The sequence below is a fragment of the Actinacidiphila rubida genome (assembly GCF_900110255.1).
Lineage (GTDB): Bacteria > Actinomycetota > Actinomycetes > Streptomycetales > Streptomycetaceae > Actinacidiphila > Actinacidiphila rubida.
In genome coordinates this window covers 186953-209964 of record NZ_FODD01000002.1, presented here as the reverse complement: position 1 = coordinate 209964, position 23012 = coordinate 186953, and the positions used below count along the sequence as shown (strand labels likewise).

The following is a 23012-nucleotide window of genomic DNA, read 5'->3' as shown; positions in this document are numbered from 1 at the left end:
GCGGAACGCCAACCGCGTGCCGTCACAGGGGCCTTCCGGCGCGACGCGGGAGGCCGGAGAGGACGGGCAGGAAGGTTACCGGCATGGCCGTGACTTCGCGGGGAAAGCGGCCTTCAGGAGGTTGATCATCATGGGACCGTTGCTTCTCGTACTTCTGCTGGCGCTGATCCTTTTCGGGGCCGGCTTCGCGTTGAAAATACTGTGGTGGGTCGCAGTCGTCGTGCTGGTGGTGTGGCTGCTGGGATTCGTCGTGCGCTCCACCAATTCCGGTGGCGGACGAGGCCGCTGGTATCGCTGGTAGCTTTCGGCCGGCCGCTGAAAGGCGGTGTTCGGAATCCCGACCGGGATGCCGAACACCGCCTTTCGCGTGTCCCCGTCCCGTGGCGAACGGCGTTCCCCGACGGCGGGTAGGGTGCGCCCGAGGGGACAGGAGAGAAGTGCCGGGCATCGTCCGCCACGTCCGTTCCCGCACGTGCGACCACTGGTGACGCCCGGCCCCCAGCTGTCCGGCGCATCGGCGGGAGCGCGGGATGCATCGGTAGGGCGGGGGAGAGAGCGAGGAGGAGCAGTGCGATCGCCGCGGACTCCGGCAGGCCCCCACGACGCCGACTGCCCCACGTTCCGGCGGTGAGCGCGCGATGACCTCCCCTCCACCCGCTTCCGCCGCCCGGTTCACCGCGCACCGGCACGAGTTGTATCCCTACTCCGGGCGGGACGCATTCGTGGAGGGCACCGCCGGATTCATCCAGGACGCGCTCGACGGGGGCGAAGCGGTCGTCGTGGCCGTCCCGCAGGACAAGGCATCGATGCTGCGCGCGGAGATCCGTGAGGACACCGCGGTGCGCTATGTCGACACGAGCCCGGTGGCGCACCATCCAGGGCGGCTGATCGACAGCTGGCAGGAATGGATCAGGGAATGCGCCTCGGAAGGACGCCCCGTCAGGGGAATCGGGGAGTCGCCCTGGGACGACGTGCGCAGTCCTCTCGAGGCAGAGGAACTGCTCTACCACGAGTGGCTGCTCAACCGGGCGTTCGCCGAGGGCCCGGCCTGGTGGCTGCTGTGCCCCTACGACACGGCTCGCGACGCGGCGGGCCTGGCGGCGATGGCGCGCTGCCATCCCGAGACGCGCACCGGGGGCGGGACGGCGCGGTCGGAGGACTACGACCCGGGGGCCCCGTACGCGTTCGCCCCGCTCACCGAGCCGTGGGAGCCGCACGACGAATTCGCCTACGCCCTCGGTGACCTGCCCGCGCTGAGGGAGACCATCGCGGCCCGTGCCGCACGGCACGGCCTCACCGGGCGGACCCTGAACGACCTGCACCTGGCCGCGACCGAAGTGGCCACGAACAGCATCCGGCACGGCGGCGGGCGCGGCGTGCTGCGCACCTGGCGGGAGGACCGCCATCTGGTGTGCGACTTCCGGGACGTCGGCCACATCGAGGACCCGCTGGCCGGACGCACCCGTCCGCGGCCCGGGCAGTTGGGCGGACGCGGCCTGTGGCTGGTCCACCAGCTCTGCGACCTCGTCCAGATCCGGTCGGCACCCGGCGAGGGGACGACGGTGCGCCTGCACACCGAACTGCCCGGCTGATCAGTCCCGCCCCCGGATCACCGAGGCGGCGCGGTGCACCTCGGCGAGGACGGTGCGGACGGCCCTGCGCGCGGTGCGTTCCGGCCGGTGCAGGACGTCGATGTGACGTCGGGCGTGCACGCCGCCCAGCGGGCGGAGGACCACGCCGGGGTGCGGCCGGGCGGTCCAGCGCGGCATCAGGGCCAGGCCGCCGCCCGCGGCCACGGCCTCGGCGGCCACCGAGAACTCGTTGATGCGGTGGACGATGTCGAGGCGGCGGTTCGCGACGGCCGCGACGGCCTCGATCGTGGCGAGCAGCGGGAAGCCGTCGTGGACCGCGATCCACGGCTCGTCCGCCACGTCCCGCGGCGTCAGCCGGGCTTTCGACGCCAGCGGGTGGCCGGCCGGCAGGGCCACGTCGAGGGGCTCGTGCAGCAGGGTGCTGGACGTCACGGTGCGCGGCCACGGCGGGGCGTGGTCGAGGCGGTGCGCGAGGACGAGGTCGTAGTCGCGCGTCAGCGCGGGGAAGCGGTCCTGGGCCACGTCCTCGTCGGCCAGCGTCAGCCGGGGGCGCTCCTCGCCGGCCAGGCCGCGCAGGAGCAGGGGGAAGAACGCGGACGCCGCGCTGTGGAAGGCGGCCACCGACACGTCGCCGTCGGCCTCCCGGGTGAAGTCGGTGACGGCGTGCCGCGCCCGGGCCAGCGCGCTCTCCACCTCGACGGCCGCCGCGGCCAGGGCCTGCCCGGCGTCGGTCAGCACCACACGGCGACCGGCGCGTTCGGTCAGCGGGACGGGGATCGAGCGCTGCAGCAGCCGCAGTTGCTGCGAGATCGCCGACGGTGTCACGTGCAGCGCCTCGGCCACCGCGGTGACGCTGCCGAGATCCCCGAGCTCGCGCAGGATCCGCAGCTGCCGTTCGTCCATCGGCACAGTGTAGTGCCGCTACAGCTTCGCTGTAGAGATTGGTGGTGGCCTTCATCGTCCGGAGCCTGCAGCGTGGGCCCATGCATGTCGCCCGCCGCACCGACGCGGTCCTTCTCGCCGTCGCCCTCGTCTGGGGCTCCAGCTATCTCGCGGCCAAGACGGCCACCGACGCACTCCCGGTCCTGACCGTGCTGTTCGTCCGGTACGCGGTCTCCGCGCTGGCGTGCGGAGCCCTGGTCGCCGCACGCCGCTCCACGCGCACCTGGACGCGCGAGGAGCTGCGCCTCGGGTCAGTCCTGGGAGTCACGCAGGCGGCCGTGCTGGTGCTGGAGACCTACGGGGTGGCGCACACCAGCGCCGCCAACGCCGGACTGATCATCAGCCTGACCATCGTGCTGACGCCGCTGCTGGACCGCACCGGCACCCGCACCGGCCGGCTGCCGCGGTCGTTCTTCCTCGCCGCGGGCCTGTGCGTGCTGGCCGTCGGGCTGCTCACCTCCAGCACCGGACTGCACGCGCCACGGCTCGGGGACGGGCTGGTGCTCGCCGCCGCGTTCGTCCGGGCCGGGCACGTCGCGCTCGTCGGCCGGTTCACCGCGGGCCGTGCGATACGGCCGCTCCACCTGACGGCCGTCCAGACCTTCGCCGGCTCGGCGCTGTTCCTCGCGCCCGCGGCCGGCCACCTGCCCGACCTGGCCCGCAGCAGTGCCGCCACCTGGACCCAGCTGGTCTATCTCGCCCTGTTCTGCAGCGTGTTCGCGTTCCTCGCCCAGACCTGGGCCGTGCAGGGCACCTCCGCCAGCCGGGCCAGCCTGCTGCTCGGCACCGAACCGGTCTGGGCCGTGGCCGTCGGCGTCACCCTCGGCGGTGAACGCCTCACGCCCTGGGCCGCACTGGGCGCCCTGCTCATGGTCGCCGGCACCTACTGGGGCCAGGCCGTCGAACGCCGCCACCGCGCGGGGACGGTGGGGGCCCGCGACAAGACCGGACACCGCCACCGCGGTCCGGCGGATCCCCCGGAACCCGGCCACCGCGCCGGTCACGGGCGGCCGGCCGACGTCTGCCGTGCCGCGGTTCCGGGCGTCGTGGGCGGCGGCGTCGTCGAGGTGGGACCGGTGTCGGGCGTCGTGGGTGGCGGTGTCGTGGCGCCGGAGGAGGGGGGTGCCGCCGAGGTCGGCGCCGGTGCGGACGGGGCGGCCGGCGCCGCGGAGACCGTGACGGCGGACGACGCCGTGGACGCCCTGACGGCCGCGGGCGTCGTCGCGGTGCCGGACGGCGCCTTCGCCGGCGTCGAGCCACTCCGTGGGTCCTCTCGCCAGTGGCGCGGAGCGCCCGCCCTCGCGGGGGAGGCCGACGCGGGAACGGAACGGGCCGTGGCACCGCCGTCGTGACGCGACGGCGAGTGCGCCGGCGGGGTCGGCGTGTTGCTGTCCGCGGCGGGGGAGGCGAGAGCGAGCACGGCGACGGCGAGGGCGGCGGTCGCCGTGACGGCGCCCGCGGCCGGCGCCGTGCGCCGGGACCGCGGGCGCCTGGTCGGCGCTCCGAGGGGAACGGGCGCGGCGGCCCGGGGAGGTGCCGGGCGAAGGCCCGCGGGGGCGGCGGCGACCCGTCTCGCGGCGTCCGGCTGCTCGCTCTGCCAGGTGTGTTCCGCGAACCAGGCGGCCGTCGCCGCGGCCGTCGGGCGCAGTTGCGGCTCCTTGCGGAGCATCCGCAGGAGGTACGCGTTCAGCTCCTCCGGCGTGTCCGGGCGCAGGTGCCGCGGCGGGACCGGGGCGTCCTCCACCTGCCGGCGCAGCACGACGAGCGGGTGGTCGCCGGTGAACGGCGGCCGGCCCGTCAGCAGTTCGTACAGCGAGCAGCCCAGGGCGTAGACGTCGGCGGCGCTGTCCGCGCGCGCTCCCCGGGCCCGTTCCGGGGACAGGTAGCAACTCGTCCCGAGCACCGCGTCGGGGCGCGTGGAGGCGAGGGTGGTCTCGCCGTCGTCGCCCTGGGCGATGCCGAAGTCCGCGATCTTCACCGCACCGCCCTCGCCCGCCAGCAGGTTGGCCGGCTTGACGTCCCGGTGGACCACACCGTGCAGATGGGCCGCGGCCAGCCCGGCGGCCGTCTGCGCGCCGATCTCGGCGATCCGCGCGAGGGCCAGCGGCCCCTCGTCGCGCAGTTCCTGGGCCAGGGTGCGGCCGCACACCCATTCCATCACCAGGAAGGAGCGGCCGTTCTCCGTCCCGAAGTCGTACACGCCCACGACGCGCGGGTGGTTGAGCCGTGCGGCCGTGCGCGCCTCGTGCCGGAAGCGGGCCGCGGCGGCGTCGCCGTCCGATGCGGCCGCGGCCAGCATCTTGACGGCCACGGGGCGGCTCAGGCGCAGGTCCCACGCCCGCCAGACCTCACCCATCGCGCCACGTCCCAGTGGCGCGTCCAGTCGGTAGCGATCAGCAAGTATCACGGCACCGGGCTCCTCACCGTGTCGAGCCCAGCCACCGTGGCTGGACCGGGGCATGTGCCGGGCGGGCGCCATCGCCGGCGCGGTTCGCCGGCGGGAGCCGTGCTCCCCCTCCGCCGGTCGTCCGTCGCGTGCTCAGCACATGTGGACCGTCCGGGGACGGTCCGCGGTCACGGGTTCTGCTACCCGCCTTCGCCCACGTAAACGTCCGGATCCGATCACTCCCGGCCGGCCTCGGCACGGTGCCGTCAGCCCAGCCACCAGATGGCGCCCGCGCCCACGACGAAGCCGAGGCAGAAGGTGAGATGGGCGCGCCGGTGGGCGAGCAGGAGTGCGACGAACTCCCTGATCGTGGCGCTGGGCAGGAAGTACGAGGCCGTGGGCGAACCCACCACCTGCCCCCTGACGCCCACGCGGCGGGCCGTCAACGCGGCCCGGAACACGTGGTAGTTGTTCGTCACGATCACGCACCGGTAGCCGGGCGTCGCCTGCTCCATGACGGTCCTGCTGAACCGGAGGTTCTCCTCGGTGGTCGTCGAGCGGTCCTCGCGCAGCAACAGCGCCTCGGGGAAGCCGCGTTCGATCAGGTAGGCGGCCATCGCGTGGGACTCCGGCAGGTCCTCGTCGGGGCCCTGCCCGCCGGAGGTCAGGAGCATCGGCCGCCCGCCACGCGCCGACAGCCGGCCGTGGACGGCGCGCGCCTTCTCGAGGCGGCTCGCCAGCAGCGGGGAGACCTTGGAGCCGCCGACCAGGCCCGAGCCCAGGACCACCACGTAGTCCGCCTTCCTGCGGAACCGCAGCCGCCCGTAGAGGAAGGCGTAGACGACGAAGCAGAGGAACAGGAAGCCCACGTACGCGGACACGGCGACGGCCCCTGCCGCGGCCACGTCCAGGGTGCGGTTGTCGGCGGCCAGCGTGCCGGCCACCAGCACGACGAGACCCACCAGCGCGACCCCGGCCAGCAGCGACAGCAGGTTGGCCGGACTCGCGCCCTCCTTGCGCACCATGACCACGCCGTTGGAGATCAGGAACCAGGCCAGGGTGACGACGCCCAGCACTCCCAGCCCGAGCAGGAGCATGACCAGGACCCTCGCCATCCCCTGGTGGTCCCGGTGGAGTTCGAAGAGCCAGGCGCCGGCGGCGAGCGTCAGGGACAGCCCCAGGAGGACGGCGTTGCTGAAGCGGCGGCGCTCCCGCACCGCGGAGACCGCGAACCAGAGGAAGCACAGGAACGCCGGAAGGTAGGCCCACATGTGTCCAGGTGTACCAGGTGGGCCCCCGGGCGGTTCCCCCGGCGGATCGGCGGTGGGGGACCCCGATCCCGGCCGGGCGTGGTGAACTCCGGGCCGGGGACCCCGCGGAGCGTTGTCGGACCCGCTTGGTACAACTTGCCTCACACATCGGCTCCGGCCGGCCGGGACGCAGGCGCGCCCGCCGCCCGGTGTCATCGGGCGGCGCGAGCAGGGGCAGGGCATGCAGGACGTGAACGTGCTGGAGGACGGGCATCTGACGGTGTACGCCGGGCTGCCCGTCGTCGACTGGCCGTCGGCGGGGGAGGCGGAGCGCCGCGCGACCACCGCCGCCGCGGGTGAAGCCGCCTGGCGGATCACCGCGGACACCTACGACAGCGAGGAGAGCTGGCCCGAGGCGTTCGCCCGGTTCGCCGGGACCGTCGACCTCGCGCAGGTGCGCGCGCTCGTCGTGGGCGCGTGGCCGGAGGCGTACGAGACCGGGCCCGCCCAGGTGGTCGAGGCCCTGCTCGCCGCCCGCGACCGGATGCCCGCCCTGCGCGGGATCTTCGTCGGGGACATGGTCTCCGAGGAGTGCGAGATCTCCTGGATCGTGCAGGGCGACCTCACCCCCCTGCTCACCGGCTTCCCCGAGCTGGAGCACTTCGGCATACGCGGCGGCACCGGACTGCTCTTCCCGCCGGTGCGCCACGAGAAGCTGCGCGAACTCGTCGTCCAGACCGGCGGGTTGCCCGCCGAGGCGGTCCGCGGGATCGCCGCGAGCGACTTCCCCGCGCTGACCGTCCTCGACCTGTGGCTCGGCACCTCCGACTACGGCGGCGACAGCGGGCCGGCCGACCTCGCGCCCTTCCTCGCCGGCACCCGGCTGCCGGCGCTCCGGCGCCTGGCGCTGCGCAACAGCGAGATCCAGGACGAGGTGGCCGCCGCGGTCGCCACCGCGCCCGTCGTCGCACGGCTGTCCGCGCTCGACCTGTCGATGGGCGTCCTCACCGACGCGGGCGGGACGGCGCTCCTCGACGGCGTCCCGCTGACCCATCTGGCCTCCCTCGACCTTCACCACAACTACCTCGGAGCGGACGTCGCCCAGCGCCTGCGCGACGCGCTGGAGCCGGCGGGAGTCCGGCTCGACCTCGACCGCGGCGACGCCGACGAGGACGTCGACGGCGACGACGGCACCGTCTGGCGGTACGTGGCCGTCGGCGAGTAGCGGCACGGGACACGCGGGGTGGCAGGGAAGGACGTCATGGGGAACGCGAGGGCGGGCCGCGGGCGGCGGGTGCGGCTCGCCGTGGTCGGCAACCCGGACAACCGCAGGGTGCGGCTGTTCGCGGAGGCCGCCCTCGCCGCCGGGTTCGCCGAACCCCGGGTCGTGCCGTGGCTCGACGTGCTCCGTGACGGCGGGGCCGACTTCGCCTCCGACGAGGTGGTCCGCCTGGACTCGCCGGGGGAGCACCCCGGGGTCGACCGGCTGCTGCGCGACACGGACGACCCGACCCGGGTGGAGGGCGGGGCCCGCTGGTACGCCCGCTTCACCGCGGCGGTACGGACGCTGCGCGGGGGCGTACGCCTCGACGACCCCGGCGAGCTGGCGGTCCTGTTCGACAAGCGGCGCTGCCACCAGGTGCTGGCCCGAGCCGGGGTGCCCGTGCCGGACTCCCCGACGAGCGGCGGCGCGGCGCCGATGCACGGTTGGGCCGACCTGCGCGCGCTGATGCGCAGCCACCGTATGCCGCGGGCCTTCGTGAAGCCGGCCCACGGCTCGTCCGCCTCCGGCGTGATCGCGCTGGAGACGGCCGGCGGCGGCCGGCTGCGGGCCACGACCTCCGTGGAGTGCGTCGACGGCCGGCTGTTCAACTCCCTGCGGGTGCGCCGGATCACCGCAGAGACGGAGGTGGCCGCACTGGTCGACGCGCTCGCGCCGGACGGGCTGCACCTCGAACGGTGGCTGCCCAAGGCGACGGTGGGGCGCCGCACGGCCGACCTGCGGGTGGTGGTCGTCGCCGGCCGGGCCACCCACGCGGTAGTGCGCACCAGCCGGTGGCCCATGACCAACCTGCATCTCGGGGGCGCCCGCGGCGACCTGTCCGCCGTCATGGCCGTGGCCGGCCCGGCCTGGGCGGAGGCGCTGGACGTCTGCGAGCGGGCCGCGGCCTGCTTCCCCGGGACGCTGGCCGTCGGCGTCGACCTGCTGCCCGTCACCGGCTGGCAGCGCTTCGCCGTGGCCGAGGTGAACGCCTTCGGCGACCTGCTGCCCCGCCTCACCGGGCTGCCCGGCACACCCGCCGAGGGACTGGACACCTACCGGACCCAACTCGCCGCGCTCGCCGGGCACCTGGCGACCCCGCGGGCCGACCGCACCACGACGGAGCACCGTGCGACCCTCTGAACCGGACACCGCGAGCGGGCCGGTGCACCCCGCCCCGAACGCAGCGGTGCACCCCGCCCCGAACGCAGCCGCAGCCGCAGGCGTCGTGCCGGGCCCAGCCGCAGGCCTCCCGCCGAACCCCGATATGAACAAGGTCGTCGGCCGGGACGACCTGCTGCTGGTCACCCTCGACACGCTCCGGTACGACGTCGCCACCGAACTCGCCGCCGAGGGACGGCTGCCGAACCTCGCACCGCACCTTCCCGGCGGGACGTGGGAGCGGCGGCACGCGCCCGGCAGCTTCACCTACGCCTCCCACCAGGCGATGTTCGCCGGCTTCCTGCCCACCCCGGCCGCTCCCGGGCCGCATCCGCGGCTGTTCGCGGCCCGGTTCGAGGGCAGCGAGAGCACGGCGGGCGGCACCTGGGTCTTCGACACCCCCGACCTGGTGAGCGGCCTGGCCGAGGCCGGTTACCACACGGCGTGCATCGGCGGCGTCGGGTTCTTCAACCGGCGCGGAGCCCTCGGCGCCGTGCTGCCCGGGCTCTTCGCGGAGAGCCACTGGGAGCCGGACTTCTCGGTCGCGTCCCCGACGTCGTTCGAGGCACAAGTGCGGCGCGCCGAGGAGGTGGTGGCCGCGCTGCCGCCCGAGCGGCGGCTCTTCCTGTTCGTCAACGTCTCCGCGCTCCACCAGCCCAACTGGTTCCACCTGCCCGGCGCCACCCGGACCGCCGGCGACACCCGCGCGACCCATCGGGCCGCCCTGGAGTACGTCGACCGGCACATCGGGCGGCTCTTCGCCGCGGCCCGCTCCCGCCGCCGCTGCTTCGCGATCGTCTGCTCCGACCACGGCACCGCCTACGGAGAGGACGGCCACACCGGCCACCGCATCGGCCACGACACCGTCTGGACCGTGCCCTACGCCCACTTCTTCCTGGAACAACGGGAGTTCGCCGCATGACCACCGCACCCGCCCGGGCCGCGGACCCGGCACCGGGGACGACGGCGGTGCGCGCCACCGCCCCGGCCGCCGTGCGCCCGTACCAGGACTACGTGTACGCCTACCCGCACAAGACCGCGTACCGGCCGCTGCCCGACCGCCCGGCGCTGCGCGACCTGTGGCGGGCGGAGCCCAAGGACGCCCTGGCGCTCTACCTGCACATCCCGTTCTGCGAGGTGCGGTGCGGGTTCTGCAACCTCTTCACCCGTGTCGGCGCCCCCGGCGACCTGACCACGCGCTATCTCGACGCCCTCGACCGGCAGGCCCGTGCGGTCCGCGAGGCGCTCGGCGACGACGGGCCGGTCCGCTTCGCCGCCGCGGCCTTCGGCGGCGGCACCCCCACGTTCCTCGAAGCGGCCGAGCTGGAGCGGTTGTGCGACATCGCCGAACACGGCATGGGCGCGCCGCTGGGCCGTGTGCCGCTGTCCGTCGAGGCGTCGCCCGCCACGGCGACCGCCGACCGGCTGGCCGTCCTTGCGGCCCGCGGGGCCACACGGATCAGCCTCGGCGTGCAGAGCTTCGACGAGCGGGAGGCCCGCGCGGCCGTCCGCCCCCAGCACCGCCGCGACGTGGACGCCGCACTCGGCCGGATCCGCGACACGGGCGTGCCGGTGCTCAACATCGACCTCATCTACGGCATCGACGGCCAGACCCCGGCCAGTTGGCGCGCCTCGCTCGACGCCGCGCTCGCCTGGCGGCCCGAGGAGCTGTACCTGTACCCGCTGTACGTACGGCCGCTGACCGGGCTGTCCGGCCGTACCGCGGTCGACGACCCGGCCTGGGACGCCCAGCGGCTGGGCCTGTACCGGCAGGGACGCGACCATCTGCTGGAACGCGGCTACCGGCAGGTGTCGATGCGGATGTTCCAGCGCGCCGACGTCACCGCCCAGGGGCCGGTGGACCACGCCTGCCAGAGCGACGGCATGGTCGGCCTGGGCTGCGGTGCCCGCTCCTACACCTCGGGCCTGCACTACTCCTTCGACTACGCGGTGGGCATGCCCCAAGTGCGGGCCATCATCGACGAGTACACCGCCACGCGTGACTTCACGACCGCCCCGCACGGCCGCCGGATCGACGCGGACGAGGCTCGCAGACGCCACCTCCTGCAGTCCCTGCTCCAGGCCGAGGGCCTCCACGCGGCCGACTACCGCGCACGGTTCGGCACCACCCCGCAGGACGACTTCCCCGCGGAACTGGCGGACTTCGCCGAACGCGGCTGGCTGGACGACGGGCAGGACGGGCCGGACCGGCAGGACGGCCCGGCCACGTCGGCAGGCGGCAGCGGTCACGGCCGGCTGCGGCTGAGCCCGGAGGGCCTGGCGCACTCCGACGCGGTGGGCCCCGCCCTCTTCTCGGCGCGGGTACGCGCCGACATGGCCGCCCACCAGGCCAGGTGAGACGCGGTGGACCTGACCCTCCTGTACCGCGGCCCGCTCGCCTCGTGCGACTACGACTGCCCCTACTGCCCGTTCGGCAAGCGCCGTGACACCCCCGGGCAACTCCGGGCCGACCGGGCCGCCCTGGAACGGTTCACCGCGTGGGCGGCCGCGCAGGACGACCGCCTCGCGGTGCTCTTCACCCCTTGGGGCGAGGGCCTGACCCGGTCCTGGTACCGGGACGCGATCGTCCGGCTGTCCCGCATGCCGCACGTGCGCAGGGTGGCGATCCAGACGAACCTCAGCGGACGCACCTCCTGGCTCGCCGACGCCGACCGGGCGAAGGCCGCCCTGTGGTGCACCTTCCACCCGGGTCAGACCCCGTACGACCGCTTCCTGGCGCGCACCCGCGAACTCACCTCCCTCGGCGTCCGGTTCAGCGTGGGCATCGTCGGCCTCCCCGAACACCTCGCGGCCGCCCGCAGGTTGCGCGCCGACCTGCCCGACGGGCACTACCTGTGGATCAACGCCGCCGAGGGGCACACCTACAGCGACGACGAGGCCGCCCGGTGGACCGCCCTCGACCCGCTGTTCCCCTTCAGCCGGCACCCGCACAGCTCGGCCGGACTGCCCTGCCGCACGGGCGAGTCGGTGATCTCGGTGGACGGCGACGGCACCGTGCGCCGCTGCCACTTCGTCCGCGACACCCTCGGCAACCTCTACGACGGCTCGTTCCGCACCGCCCTGGCCCCGCGCCCATGCCCGCTCGCGGTCTGCGACTGCCACATCGGCTACGTCCACCTCGAATCCCTCCCGCTCTACGACGTCTTCGCCGGCGGCGTCCTCGAACGCATCCCCGCCCCCACCAGCACGCACCTCTCCACACGCGCCCTCCCCGTCCTCCCGTAGCGCCGCCGGGGCACGACATCCCAGCGGGGCTCACGAGGTGCGGACCGCGCAAGTGACGGAAGGGAACGGCAGTGCCGTACCCGCGAGGTGCCCGTCGTCCGTCGTTCACACGGCCGTCGCCACGGAGTCGCCGACCGCTGCGAGATTGCGCAGCATGGACACACCTCAGATGGGTATCGCCGCCAGGCTCGCCGCGAAGATGAGCATGGCGGAGCAGCACGAGTACTTGCGCTCCAAGGTGAGCCGGCGCCGCGTGGTGCTCGGCGGGCTCACCGCGGCCGGCACGGTCGCCGCGTCCGGCCTGCTCGGCGGCACCGCGCAGGCGGCCGCGCCCAGCCCGTCGCTGCTGACACGGCCGGCCACCGACCACGGCGTGCACGGCGCGCTGGTCGCCCCGTTCGGCCGCCACCTCCAGTTCGGCGCCGACCCGAAGACGCAGTTCACCATCTCCTGGCAGGTGCCGCTGGCGGTCGTCAGGCCGTTCGTGCGGATCGGCCTGCAGCCCTGGTCGCTGAGCCACAAGATCGACGCCGAGGTCCGCGAGCTGCACACCCCGCAGCTCCTCAACAGCAAGCTGCCGCCGGTCGACCAGTACTACCTGCACGCCCAGATCGGCGGCCTGCGCCCGGGCACCACGTACTACTACGGCGTCGGCCACGACGGCTTCGACCCGGCGGACAGCGCGGCCTTCGCCAGCGTCGGCTCGTTCACCACCGCTCCCGCGCGCAGCGAGCGGTTCACGTTCACCGCGTTCGGCGACCAGGGCGTCAGCTACCACGCCCTGGCCAACGACGCGCTGATCCTGGCCCGCAACCCGGCCTTCCACCTGCACGCCGGTGACATCTGCTACGCCGACCCGGACGGTTCCGGCCAGGCGAGCGACTCCGCCGACTACGACGCGCGCACCTGGGACCAGTTCCTCGCGCAGACCGAGTCGGTGGCGGCCCGCGTGCCGTGGATGGTGACGACCGGCAACCACGACATGGAGGCCTGGTACTCGCCCAACGGCTACGGCGGCCAGCACGCCCGCTGGACCCTGCCCGGCGACGGCTTCGCGTCCACCACCCAGCCGGGCGCGTACTCCTTCGTCTACGGCAACACCGCGGTGATCGCGCTGGACGCCAACGACGTGTCCTATGAGATCCCGGCGAACTACGGAATCTCCGGGGGCGGCCAGACCGCGTGGCTCGACCGCACCCTGGCCGCGTACCGCAAGCAGCGCGGCATCGACTTCCTGGTGGTGTTCTTCCACCACTGCGCCTACTCGACCACCAACTCGCACGCCTCCGACGGCGGCGTGCAGGCCGAGTGGGTGCCGGTCTTCGAGAAGCACCAGGTGGACCTGGTGATCAACGGGCACAACCACGTGTACGAGCGGACCGACGCGATCCGCGGCGGCCAGGTCTCGCACCAGGTGCAGATCGGGGACACCACCCGGCCGGCCACCGACGGCACCGTGTACATCACCGCGGGCGGCGCCGGCCGCAGCCTTTACAACTTCCCCGCCCCCGACTCCTACGAGGGCCACGAGAACCAGGTCGACACGGTCACCACCTGGCACTCGGCCAAGGGCGGCGGCAAGGTGACGGACACCGTGCACTGGTCGCGGGTCCGCTACACCGGCTACTCCTTCATCTCCGTGGACGTCGAACCGGCCCGCGCCGGCCGCGAGTCCACCCTCACGGTCTCCGCGATCGCCGAGACCGGCGACCGCATCGACCACTTCACGGTCGCCCGCCGGGCCGACTGACCCCGTCCCACCCCGCGCCTCCGCTCCGCCCCTGGCCCGCCACGGCCAGGGGCGGAGCCGTCCCCGGGTCCAGGAGGGAAGTCCGGGCGCCCGGTCGCGATGAGTTTCGGAGGTGCGGGCGGTCAACCCGTGAGATCGAGAGCTGCGAGAGCCATCGGAGGAGTGGGGCGTGCGGAAGATCGTGGTGTACGAGTTGGTGTCCCTCGACGGGGTCGCCGAGGACCCGGACGGATTCTTCGACGACTGGGACGACGTCGTGGACGCGCACCTCGCGTCGGTGATCGGGACACAGGACGCGGTCGTTCTGGGCCGCCGCAGTTACGACCAGTGGGCGCGGTTCTGGCCGGGCAGCGAGATCGAGCCGTTCGCGACCTTCATCAACACGGTCACGAAGTACGTCGCGACGTCCAAGCCCCTCGACCAGGACTGGGCCCGCGCGACCGTGGTGGAGGGTGAACTCGTCGCGTTCGTGCGGGACCTGAAGCAGCAGGCCGGCGGCGATGTCGGCGTCCACGCGAGCATCTCCGTCGCCCAGGCCCTGCTCGCGGCCGGCGTGGTCGACGACCTCAGGCTCGTGGTGGCGCCGAGGGTCGCCGGCCAGGGGCGGCGGCTCCTCGACGGCCTGCCGCCGATGCGGCTCGAAGCGGTTCGGAGCGAGAGGTCACCGGCGGGCCACCTGCTCCTCGACTACCGGGTGGCGCGGTAACGGCGCTCCCTGGCCGGGGATGGTGCCGACGGCGCGGACGCGCCGGTACACGCCGCGGCCAGGGGACGGCGGCACTCGCCACCACCCCCTGGCCGTGTCGCGAGACGGCCGGTCAGCGCCAGCCGAGGGCCGGGGCCACGTGGGTGAGGATGCTCTCCAGGACGTGGACGTTGTAGTCGACGCCGAGCTGGTTCGGGATGGTGAGCAGCAGGGTGTCCGCGGCCTGGATCGCCTCGTCCTCCTGGAGCAGCCTCACCAGCTCGTCCGGCTCGGCGGCGTAGGAGCGGCCGAAGATCGCCTTGGTCGTGTCGTCGATCATGCCGATCTGGTCCCGCGAATCGCGGTCGCGGCCGAAGTAGGCGCGGTCCATGTCGTCGGTCAGCGCGAAGATGCTGCGGCTGACCGACACCCGCGGCTCCCGCTGGTGACCGGCCTCCCGGTAGGCCTCCCGGTACGCCTCGATCTGCCTGCGCTGCTGGACGTGCAGCGGCTCGCCGGTCTCGTCGTTCTTCAGCGTGGAGCTCTGCAGGTTCAGCCCGAGCTTCGCCGCCCACGCGGCCGTCGCGTTCGAGCCGGAGCCCCACCAGATCCGGTCGCGCAGCCCCTCGGAGTGCGGCTCGACGCGCAGCAGCCCCGGCGGGTTGGGGAACATGGGCCGCGGGTTCGGCTGGGCGAAGCCGCCGCCCTCGATCACCTTGAGGAACGCCTCGGTGTGGCGCCGGGCCATGTCCGCGTCGGTCTCCCCGTCGGCGGGCGCGTATCCGAAGTACCGCCAGCCGTCGATCACCTGCTCCGGTGACCCGCGGCTGATGCCGAGCTGCAGCCTGCCACCGGAGATGAGGTCGGCGGCGCCGGCGTCCTCCGCCATATACAGCGAGTTCTCGTACCGCATGTCGATCACGCCGGTGCCGATCTCGATCCTCGACGTCCGCGCGCCGATGGCCGACAGCAGCGGGAACGGACTGCCCGCCTGCTGAGCGAAGTGGTGCACCCGGAAGTAGGCGCCGTCCACCCCCAGCTCCTCGGCCGCGACCGCCAGATCGATCGACTGGTGCAGGAAGTCGGCAGCGGAGCGCGTCTGGGAATGCACACTCGGCGACCAATGTCCGAACGAGAGAAACCCGATCTTCTTCACAGTGAGTGACAGCGTCCGGGCGGCCCCTTTGATTCCCGCCCGCCGCGGATCAGCAGGTCAGGGGACCGGGCCCGGACGACGCCCTCACGGCGACGACGGCCGCGCGGGAGCCTTCGTCTGCTGCGCGTCATCGATCGTCCGCCACAGCGCCCGTGCCCGCTCGCGGCTCCGGCCCGCCAGGTCGTGGACGCCGGCCGCGGCGTCCAGGTCGGCGATCAGCTGCCAGCACGACGCCTCGTCCAGACGGTCGCCGTGCCGGTGGAACAGCGCCGCGGCGCGCTCCAGCGCCGGGACCGCCCGGTCCCGGTCCTGCTGACCGCCGTGGACGCGGCCGACCTCCAGCAGCGCGTACGCGGCGCACCGCTCGTCGTCCAGCTCCTCGAAGGTGGCCAGCGCCTGCGACAGGCAGCGCAGCGCCTCGTCCGGATCGCCGCGCCGGTCGTGCAGCCGGCTGAGCCGCCGCAGCACGACCGCCACCCGGTGCCCGTCGCCGAGCGCCCGGGCCTGGCTCAGGGCCTCCTCGAACCAGGTCTCCGCCCCGTCGAGGTCGTCCTGCATGAGCCGCATCACGGCCATCGAACAGGACAGCTGCGCCTCGAGGTGACGGTCGCCCTCGCTGACCGCGATGGCCAGCGCCTGCTGGACGCGGTCGGCGGCCTCCTCGTAGCGGCCCTCCACCCGGCTGACGGTGCCCAGCATCGCCACCGACAGCGCCTCGCCGCGCTTGTCCCCGCCGTCCTGGCACAGCCCGACGGAGGAGTCCAGGGCCCGGGTCGCCGCGTCGAACTCGTCCCGGTAGATGTGCAGCTGGCCGAGACCGCGCAGCAGCACGGACGCGCCGCGTCCGTTGCCGGCGGCCTCGGCCGCGCCCAGTGCGAGCCGGTGCCCGTGCTCCCAGTCCTGGTACAGGCACAGGTGGTCGTAGTAGGTCACCGTGCCGGCCGCGAGCTCCCAGGCCAGCTCGTCCAGGCCCCAGTCCACGGCCAGTTTCACCGCGCCGAGCAGGGCGTAGCGCTCCGCGTCGAACCACGCGACCGGGTCGGCCAGCAGCCGGTCCGCGACCGTGTCGGGCAGCGGCCGCCGGGGCGCCGCACCGGGCTCGCCGGTCAGCAGCCCGGCCGGCAGCCGGTCGGTGCCGCGCTTGACCAGGTCGAGCCAGGTGGACAGCACCCGGACCATCGCGTCCCGCTTGTCCACCGCGGGCAGCAGGGCGGCGATCTCCACGGCGCACGTCCGGATCAGGTCGTGCAGCCGGTAGCGCGGCTGGCCGATGGCGTCCGTCGCGGTGAGCCGCACCAGGCTGGCGTCGACGAGGGTGTCCAGCACGTCCTCGGCGTCCGAGCGGTCCAGCAGCGGGCCGAACACCCAGCCGGGCAACGTGTAGGGGCCGAGCAGCCCCAGCAGGCTCAGCGCGCGCACCGCGTCGTCCGGCAGCAGTCGCAGGCTCAGTTCGACGCTGGCCCGCACGCTGAGATCCCCGATCCGCAGCTCGGCCAGCCGCCGGGACTCGTCCTCGATCCGTTCCCGCAGCACCCGCAGCGACCAGGCCGGGCGGCCGGTGAGCTTGGCACTGGCGATCCGGATCGCGAGCGGCAGGTTGCCGCAGCAGGCGAGGATCGCGTCGGCCTCCTCCGGTTCCTGCTCCACCCGCCGCCGGCCGACGATGCCGGTGAACAACTCCCGTGCCTCCGCGGGGCTCAGCACGTCCAGATCGATGTGGCGGGCGCCCGGAAGCTGCGTCAGCAGGGCGCGGCTGGTGATCAGCACGGCACAGCCGTCGGCACCCGGCAGCAACGGCAGCACCTGATCGGCGGTGCCGGCGTCGTCCAGCACCACCAGCATCCGCCGGTCCGCCAGCAACGACCGGTAGAGCCCGGCCCGTTCGGACAGACCGCTCGGGATCGCGCTGCCGGCGATCGACAGCGCGCGCAGCGCCTCGGCCAGCATCAGTGCCGGGTCCCGCGGCTCGTCCGACGTCCCCGCGAGGTTGAGGTAGAGCTGCCCGTCGGGGAACGAGGCGCTCGCGAGCCGTGCGGCGTGCGTCACCAGACAGGACTTGCCGACCCCGGGGCCGCCCACGATCACGGCCACCGGGGCCCGGTCGGGTGCCGACCCGTCGAGCAGCCGGGCGACCTCGCTCAGCGCGTCGCCGCGGCCCACGAAGTCGGGTACGTCGAGGGGCAGTTGGCGTACCGGCATGGCCATCACCGGTTCGGCGGCGGCCGCGCCCGGACCGTCCGCGGGCGAGTCCGCCGGACCGCTCGCCGGGACGGGGGCGGCCAGGGAGGGGTCGGCGACCAGGATGCGCCGGTGCAGCGCCTGCACGGGCGGAGTGGGGTCGACGCCGAGTTCGCCGGCCAGCGTCCGGCGCAGCCGCTCGTAGACCTGCAGCGCCTCGCCCTGCCGCCGGCACCGGTAGAGGGCGACCATGAGGTGTTCGGCGACGTGCTCGTCGTAGGGGTGCTCGCGCAGGAGCGCGGTCAGCTCCTCGACGACCTCACGATGGCGTCCCAGGTCGAGTTCGATGCTCAGGCACAGCTTGTGCGTGGCCGCGCGCTTCTCGTTGAGCCGTGCCGCGTCGAACTCCAGGACCTGGCTGGAGATGTCGACGAGGGCGTCACCGCGCCAGCAGGCCAGGGCGCGCCGCAGGGCGGCGGCCGTGTCCCGCGGGTCCGTGTGCCGTTCGGCGGCGTGCCGCTCGCGCTCGAACTCCAGCAGGTCGAGCTGGTCCTGGCCCAGATGGATCTGGTAACCGCCCCGCCGTGTGCTGATCAGCGAGGCGGGTGCCCCGCTCGCGGCGAGGTTGCGGCGCAGCCCGGACAGCGCGTCCTGGACCTGGCGGACCGCGGTGGCGGGCGCCTTCTCGTCCCACATCACGGCGACGAGCCGTTCCGTGGCGACGACGTTGTTGGAATCGATCAGGAGCGCGGCCAGCATCTTGGCCTGCCGTGGTCCGTCGAGCCGGACCTCGCGCCCGCTGATCCGAGCGTGCAGCGGTCCCAGCACACCGAATCTCATGTCCCCCCCGGAACTGCCCACGATCGGCGACGATCCCCCCGGCCGACCTCGCAATAGGACGAATCTAGGACGGCCGACGGACCTGTGTCCATAGCGTTCCTGTGAGGCATTCAGCCAATCCTGTGCGGCCGATTTGTTTTCGGCCGACCGGGTGGGTGTGACGGGAATTCAGGACGGCGCGGGACCGGCCGGATCCGTTGAAGGCGAAACAATGCCGGACCGGCGTCGCGTGTCAGCGGGTTGCCGCCGAAAAGGGGGGAAAGTCGGTATGAAGGTTTTTGGCACCCGGGGTCGCCCTCGGGGCACCGGAGGCTCGGCGCACACCCGCCGCGACCTCACCGCGGGCGGTGCGGCGGCACTGCTGCTCGCGGCCGCGGTGAGCGGCTGCACCAGCGCCTCGGGCGGCCATCCGGCGGCGGCCGGATCCCCGCTTGCGGCGGTGAGCCCGCTGCCCGTCACCACGGCGGCGGCGCCGTCGCGGCCGTCGGACATCGTCCTGCCCATCGCCCCCTACCTCTTCACCGACGCCCAGACGTCCCGACTGGTCGCGGCGCACGCCGAGCTGATCGCGGCCTGCATGAAGCGCTACGGCTTCGCGTACCAGGTCGCGACCGCTTCGGCCCCCCACGGGCAGCTGCCGGCGAACGAATCCCGCTACGGCGTGATGACGCCCGAACAGGCCCGCTACGGCTACCACTTCATGGCCGTGGAGATGAAGCTCCAGCAGGCGGGCGCGGTCCCGGCCGTGCACCCGCCCAAGGTGACACCTGCGATGGCGGCGGTCCTCTCCGGTACCGCCGCCGGCCCGGTCAACGGCCGGAGCGTGCCGAGCGGCGGCTGCAACGCGGAGGCCACCGCCGAGCTCGGCGGGAAGGACGGGCGCTACGGCAACCCGGACATCGCCGAGACCATCCAGGCCGACAGCTTCACCAGGTCGCAGGCGGACGCCCGGGTGCGGAAGGCCTTCGCCGCGTGGTCGTCCTGCATGCGGACCCGCGGCTACCACTACAAGGACCCCGACGCGGCCGACAACGACCCCCGGTGGGCGGCATCCGCCCAGCCGTCCGGTGCCGAGATCGCCACCGCGCAGGCGGATGTCGCCTGCAAGCGGCGGAGCGATGTCGTCGGCGTCTGGTCCTCCGTCGAGTCCGGCTACCAGGGCGCGGCGATCAAGGCCGACGCCGAGTCACTGCGGCATGCACAGGTCACCATGCAGCAGGAACTGCGGATCGCGGCGACCGTTCTCCGGCCGTCGCGGTAACCCCGGCGAGCCGTCTCGCTCGCCTTCCACACGAACCGACCACCAGGAGAGTTGTCAGATGAGGCTGAGATTCGTCAGCGCCGCAGCCGCCGTCGCGACCGTCGGCGCCGTCCTCCTCACCGCCGCGCCCGCCCAGGCGGTCCCGACCTGGCCGTGCTTCAACGCGGCCGGCACCAGCTACGACTCGCTCACCTGCCTCTGGTACAACTCCGGCCAGCAGGGGTCGAGCACCGCGTTCCTCTTCAACGGCGGAGTCGACGCCAGTGAGGGGACGGGGACCAGCAACGTCCCCAATCTCCTGCCCTACACCTTCGAGGGCTCCGGGGCGGGACAGAACCAGAGCGTCAAGAACCACGCCGCGACGGCATCCAACACCTATTCCACGGCGGCCGTGAAGACGAACATCTGGTACAACTCGAATTACGCCGGAAACGTGTATCAACTGCTGCCCGGGGACCACCCGTACCGGCTCGGAAACAACCTCTACAACCAGGACGCGTCGCTCTCCTGGAGTTATTGAGAATCCGCGGTATTCGCACCGAGGACCTTCGCCCGCGACGTCCTCCCGGCCCGTCCGTCCGCGATGTCCTCCCGCGATTTCCGGTCGGCGCCGGACACTTCGAGCTCCACCCTCCAACCCGAAGGAGAAGCAGCATGGTCACCTGGCTCAAGCAGGCCAAGGCCTCCGGCACGGTGCTCCTCGCGGCGGCAGCCGCCCTCGGCTTCGCGGGCGGCACCGCCCACGCCGACAGCATGATCGATCTCAACCGCACCGTCGGCGTCTACTCCGCGCCCAACGCGAGCTCCGGCAAGGTCGCGCCCGACCTGCACGCCGGTGACGCGGTCCAGGTCAACTGCTGGACGGTGGGCGGCAATGTGGGCAACGCTGGCGACGTCTGGTACCACGCGGTGACGGAGGTCTACCCGTCGGGCGAGAGCTATATCGAGGGCTGGGTCTTCGGCCCCTACGCCGACGGGGCGGCCCTGTTCCACAACGGCGGCATCCCCCAGTGCCCGTGATGTCCTGATCCCCAGGGCCGCGCGGCCCCCGCACTGGCGGGGCCGGCTCCGCGGCCTCCCGTTTCCGTGGGTCCGGCGAGCGATACCACCGCTCGCCGGACCCACGCGTTTCCCCGTGCCGGACGGGACCCCGTACGTCGCGTGTGGCGAAACGGTTTCACTGGGAGCAGGGAATTCCGCAGATGTAGCTGTGTCACAGGTAGACGACAGCGCGGTCATGGCATTCCGACAGACGGTCAGCGACCGTCCCGCATCAGGCAGAGTCATCGGTGAGCGGGCCGCGGGCCCCGAACACTCTTAGCCGTTCTTCCTTTTGTGAGGTTGTCCATGCGTCGTCTGCGTACTCTTCCGCTGACCGTTGCCATCCTGAGCGCCGGCCTGGTCCTGACCGCGTGCGGAGGCGGATCGAGCAGTGACAGCGCGTCGGCCAAGGACAGTTCCCCCGCGACCCCGTCCGCGACGGCCGGCAGCGGCACGGACACCGCTGCGACCCCGTCGCCCGTGGACAGTGCCTCCGCCGCCACGACCACGAACGGCGGCGGCTCGTCCTCGAGCGGTGGCTCCACCGGCTCCCCGGCCTCCTCCCAGGGGTCCGGCGGGTCGTCCGGCGGCCAGCGCTGCCGCACCGCCGACCTCGCGATGTCCGTCGCGCCCGGCAGCGGCGCGCAGTCGGTCGGCTCGGCCGGGCCCGTGATCATCAAGATGACCAACCACGGGTCCAGGAGCTGCACGATGAAGGGCTACCCGGGCGTCGACCTGGTCGGCGGCGGCCAGACGTGGTCGCTGAGCCGGCAGACGTCGGTCGCCCCGCACGCCACGACCGTCGCCCCGGGCGGCAGCACCTCGTTCACCATCACCTACATGCCGTACTCGGCGGGCTCGGGCCGGCAGCTGGACGTCAAGACCATCGTGATCACCCCGCCGAACGAGACGGTATCGACGGACGTGCCGTGGGAGTTCCAGCCGGTGCTCCTCCAGGACGGCGCCACCCACCCGGCGACCTACGTCGGCCCCGTCGGCAGCTGACTCCGACCCTCGGACGCCGCCTCCGGGCAGGTCACCGGGCGCGCAGACGCCCGGCGACCACGGGGACGATGACCGCGCCCGCGATCAGGTGCGCGGCGGCGAGCACGACCTTGGTCGACGTCGCCGTGTCCGCCGCCGCGAGCGGCGCGGCGAGGGAGAGCGCGAGCAGCGGGAGGGCCGTGCGCAGGTACACCCGGGCCGGGTTCGTGGCGAAGCGGGCGATGAGCACGACGACGAAGGTGAACCAGAAGGTCACGACCATCGTCCCCATCGCGAACATGCCGACGGTGATCGTCGACGCGTGGTGCGAGCCCAGGCCGGCGGCCCGCATCGGCACACCGGCGCCCCGCGCGGCCAGCCCCCACAGCTCGACGAGGACGCTCGCCGCGAGCGCCGCCAGGTAGCACACCTGCCAGACCGGGCGGCGCGCCAGGAAGGAGACGGTCAGGGGAGCGGACGTGCGGTTCGGAGCGGCGGTGGTGGACATGGTTTCCTCCCGGATACGCGGATCGAGTCCTGCACCAGGGCGTCGAACGCGCCACGCCGATTTCGACACCGGGCGCCCCCGGATCCGGGGGATTCTCTCCGCCCGGCCCGAGCTCGGGCTCGCCTCGCCGGAGTGGGGTGGGGGCGCGGTGTCCGCGCGTCACTCCGCCTCTCGCGCCACGCGGTAGCGGAGGTGGAGGACGCCTGAGCCGAAGGTGCGGGTCTCGACGAGTTCGAGGTCCACCCGGCGCTCGTGCCGGGGGAAGAACGGGATGCCGCCGCCGACCAGCACCGGGTGGACGCGGGCCCGGTACTCGTCGATCAGGTCCAGTGCGGCCGCCTCCGCGGCGAGCGTCGCGCCGCCCAGCGCGATGGCACCTTCCCCCGGCTCGGCCCGCAGCCGGGCGATCTCCTCCGCCAGGCCTCCGGTGGCCAGCCGCGCACGGCCCCGCACCGTCGAGAGCGTCGAGGAGAACACCACTTTGGGGAGCGGCTTCCAGAGCGCGGCCCACTCGAGCATGGACGCGTCGAGTGAGGGGTCCTGGTCGGCGGTCTCCCAGTACAGCATCGTCTCGTACAGCCGCCGCCCCAGCAGGTGGACGCCGACCTCCCGGAGCTCGTCGGTGACGAAACGGAACACCTCCTCGTCGGGCGCCGTCCAGCCGAAGTCGCCGTCCGGTCCGACGATGTACCCGTCGAGCGAGACGCCCATCGAATAGGTCACGCTGCGCACCAGAAGCCCTCCTCCGCGACGGCTTCGACCCTACGGCCG

General features: G+C 73.4%; 20 protein-coding genes and 1 pseudogene. 14 read left to right on the top strand and 7 right to left on the bottom strand.

Annotation, left to right across the window (positions count from 1 at the left end; translation table 11 throughout):
- Positions 1 to 130: 130 nt before the first annotated feature.
- Both BMW99_RS02520 and BMW99_RS02515 read left to right on the top strand, forming a co-directional pair.
- A complete protein-coding gene (locus BMW99_RS02520) occupies positions 131 to 301 on the top strand; it encodes a hydrophobic protein (protein ID WP_069463087.1) in 171 nt (56 codons plus the stop codon).
- 337 nt (positions 302 to 638) lie between these two features.
- Positions 639 to 1592, top strand: coding sequence for a sensor histidine kinase (locus tag BMW99_RS02515; protein ID WP_069463085.1), 954 nt, complete (start codon positions 639 to 641; stop codon positions 1590 to 1592).
- Here BMW99_RS02515 and BMW99_RS02510 read toward each other — a convergent pair whose 3' ends face one another.
- A complete protein-coding gene (locus BMW99_RS02510) occupies positions 1593 to 2495 on the bottom strand; it encodes a LysR family transcriptional regulator (protein WP_075016137.1) in 903 nt (300 codons plus the stop codon).
- A gap of 80 nt (positions 2496 to 2575) precedes the next feature.
- On the opposite strand from BMW99_RS02510, the pseudogene BMW99_RS02505 reads away from it, so the two are divergent.
- Positions 2576 to 3454: pseudogene (locus BMW99_RS02505) on the top strand (DMT family transporter); the annotation flags it as partial.
- An 80-nt stretch (positions 3455 to 3534) separates the two neighbouring features.
- Here BMW99_RS02505 and BMW99_RS02500 read toward each other — a convergent pair.
- Together BMW99_RS02500 and BMW99_RS02495 are read right to left on the bottom strand one after the other, a co-directional pair.
- Entirely contained in the window at positions 3535 to 4941 is a 1407-nt protein-coding gene (locus BMW99_RS02500; protein WP_177226047.1) for a serine/threonine-protein kinase, read from the bottom strand.
- A gap of 245 nt (positions 4942 to 5186) precedes the next feature.
- Entirely contained in the window at positions 5187 to 6191 is a 1005-nt protein-coding gene (locus BMW99_RS02495; protein ID WP_069466853.1) for a YdcF family protein, read from the bottom strand.
- A gap of 220 nt (positions 6192 to 6411) precedes the next feature.
- Here BMW99_RS02495 and BMW99_RS02490 point away from each other — a divergent pair, with 220 nt between their 5' ends.
- From BMW99_RS02490 to BMW99_RS02460, 7 genes are all read left to right on the top strand, one after another.
- Positions 6412 to 7395, top strand: coding sequence for an STM4015 family protein (locus BMW99_RS02490; RefSeq protein ID WP_075016135.1), 984 nt, complete (start codon positions 6412 to 6414; stop codon positions 7393 to 7395).
- 36 nt (positions 7396 to 7431) lie between these two features.
- A complete protein-coding gene (locus BMW99_RS02485) occupies positions 7432 to 8574 on the top strand; it encodes an STM4014 family protein (protein WP_075016134.1) in 1143 nt (380 codons plus the stop codon).
- A gap of 124 nt (positions 8575 to 8698) precedes the next feature.
- Positions 8699 to 9514 carry an STM4013/SEN3800 family hydrolase gene (locus tag BMW99_RS02480; protein WP_069462986.1) on the top strand — a complete coding sequence of 272 codons (816 nt, stop codon included), beginning with the start codon at positions 8699 to 8701 and terminating at the stop codon, positions 9512 to 9514.
- Entirely contained in the window at positions 9511 to 10950 is a 1440-nt protein-coding gene (locus BMW99_RS02475; RefSeq protein WP_079138322.1) for an STM4012 family radical SAM protein, read from the top strand. The genes BMW99_RS02480 and BMW99_RS02475 overlap by 4 nt, the downstream gene beginning before the upstream one ends.
- A 6-nt stretch (positions 10951 to 10956) precedes the next feature.
- Positions 10957 to 11838, top strand: coding sequence for an STM4011 family radical SAM protein (locus BMW99_RS02470; RefSeq protein WP_069462987.1), 882 nt, complete (start codon positions 10957 to 10959; stop codon positions 11836 to 11838).
- Positions 11839 to 11992: 154 nt separating this feature from the next.
- The gene (locus tag BMW99_RS02465) at positions 11993 to 13588 is read left to right on the top strand and encodes a purple acid phosphatase family protein (protein ID WP_069462988.1); all 1596 of its coding nucleotides are present in this window, start codon (positions 11993 to 11995) and stop codon (positions 13586 to 13588) included.
- 169 nt (positions 13589 to 13757) lie between these two features.
- Positions 13758 to 14294 (top strand): dihydrofolate reductase family protein, encoded by a 537-nt coding sequence (locus tag BMW99_RS02460; RefSeq protein ID WP_069462989.1) that lies wholly within the window; start codon positions 13758 to 13760, stop codon positions 14292 to 14294.
- A gap of 112 nt (positions 14295 to 14406) precedes the next feature.
- Here BMW99_RS02460 and BMW99_RS02455 read toward each other — a convergent pair whose 3' ends face one another.
- A complete protein-coding gene (locus tag BMW99_RS02455; protein ID WP_069462990.1) occupies positions 14407 to 15429 on the bottom strand; it encodes an LLM class flavin-dependent oxidoreductase in 1023 nt (340 codons plus the stop codon).
- Positions 15430 to 15513: 84 nt separating this feature from the next.
- Positions 15514 to 18447, bottom strand: a complete 2934-nt coding sequence (locus BMW99_RS02450; RefSeq protein ID WP_069462991.1) for an AfsR/SARP family transcriptional regulator — start codon at positions 18445 to 18447, stop codon at positions 15514 to 15516.
- Between the two features lie 268 nt (positions 18448 to 18715).
- Here BMW99_RS02450 and BMW99_RS02445 point away from each other — a divergent pair, with 268 nt between their 5' ends.
- The 4 genes from BMW99_RS02445 (at position 18716) to BMW99_RS02430 (ending at position 21754) form a co-directional block, all read left to right on the top strand.
- Complete coding sequence (locus BMW99_RS02445; RefSeq protein ID WP_069462992.1) at positions 18716 to 19708, top strand: hypothetical protein; 993 nt, start codon at positions 18716 to 18718, stop codon at positions 19706 to 19708.
- A 58-nt stretch (positions 19709 to 19766) separates the two neighbouring features.
- On the top strand, positions 19767 to 20228 hold the full coding sequence (locus tag BMW99_RS02440; protein ID WP_069462993.1) for a hypothetical protein: 462 nt from the start codon (positions 19767 to 19769) through the stop codon (positions 20226 to 20228).
- A gap of 134 nt (positions 20229 to 20362) precedes the next feature.
- Positions 20363 to 20728 carry a hypothetical protein gene (locus BMW99_RS02435; protein WP_069462994.1) on the top strand — a complete coding sequence of 122 codons (366 nt, stop codon included), beginning with the start codon at positions 20363 to 20365 and terminating at the stop codon, positions 20726 to 20728.
- Between the two features lie 327 nt (positions 20729 to 21055).
- A complete protein-coding gene (locus BMW99_RS02430; RefSeq protein WP_069462995.1) occupies positions 21056 to 21754 on the top strand; it encodes a DUF4232 domain-containing protein in 699 nt (232 codons plus the stop codon).
- Between the two features lie 31 nt (positions 21755 to 21785).
- Here BMW99_RS02430 and BMW99_RS02425 read toward each other — a convergent pair whose 3' ends face one another.
- A complete protein-coding gene (locus tag BMW99_RS02425) occupies positions 21786 to 22241 on the bottom strand; it encodes a DUF6069 family protein (protein ID WP_069462996.1) in 456 nt (151 codons plus the stop codon).
- A 159-nt stretch (positions 22242 to 22400) separates the two neighbouring features.
- Positions 22401 to 22973: a dihydrofolate reductase family protein gene (locus BMW99_RS02420; protein WP_069462997.1), complete on the bottom strand. Its 573-nt coding sequence runs from the start codon at positions 22971 to 22973 to the stop codon at positions 22401 to 22403.
- Between the last annotated feature and the right edge of the window lie 39 nt (positions 22974 to 23012).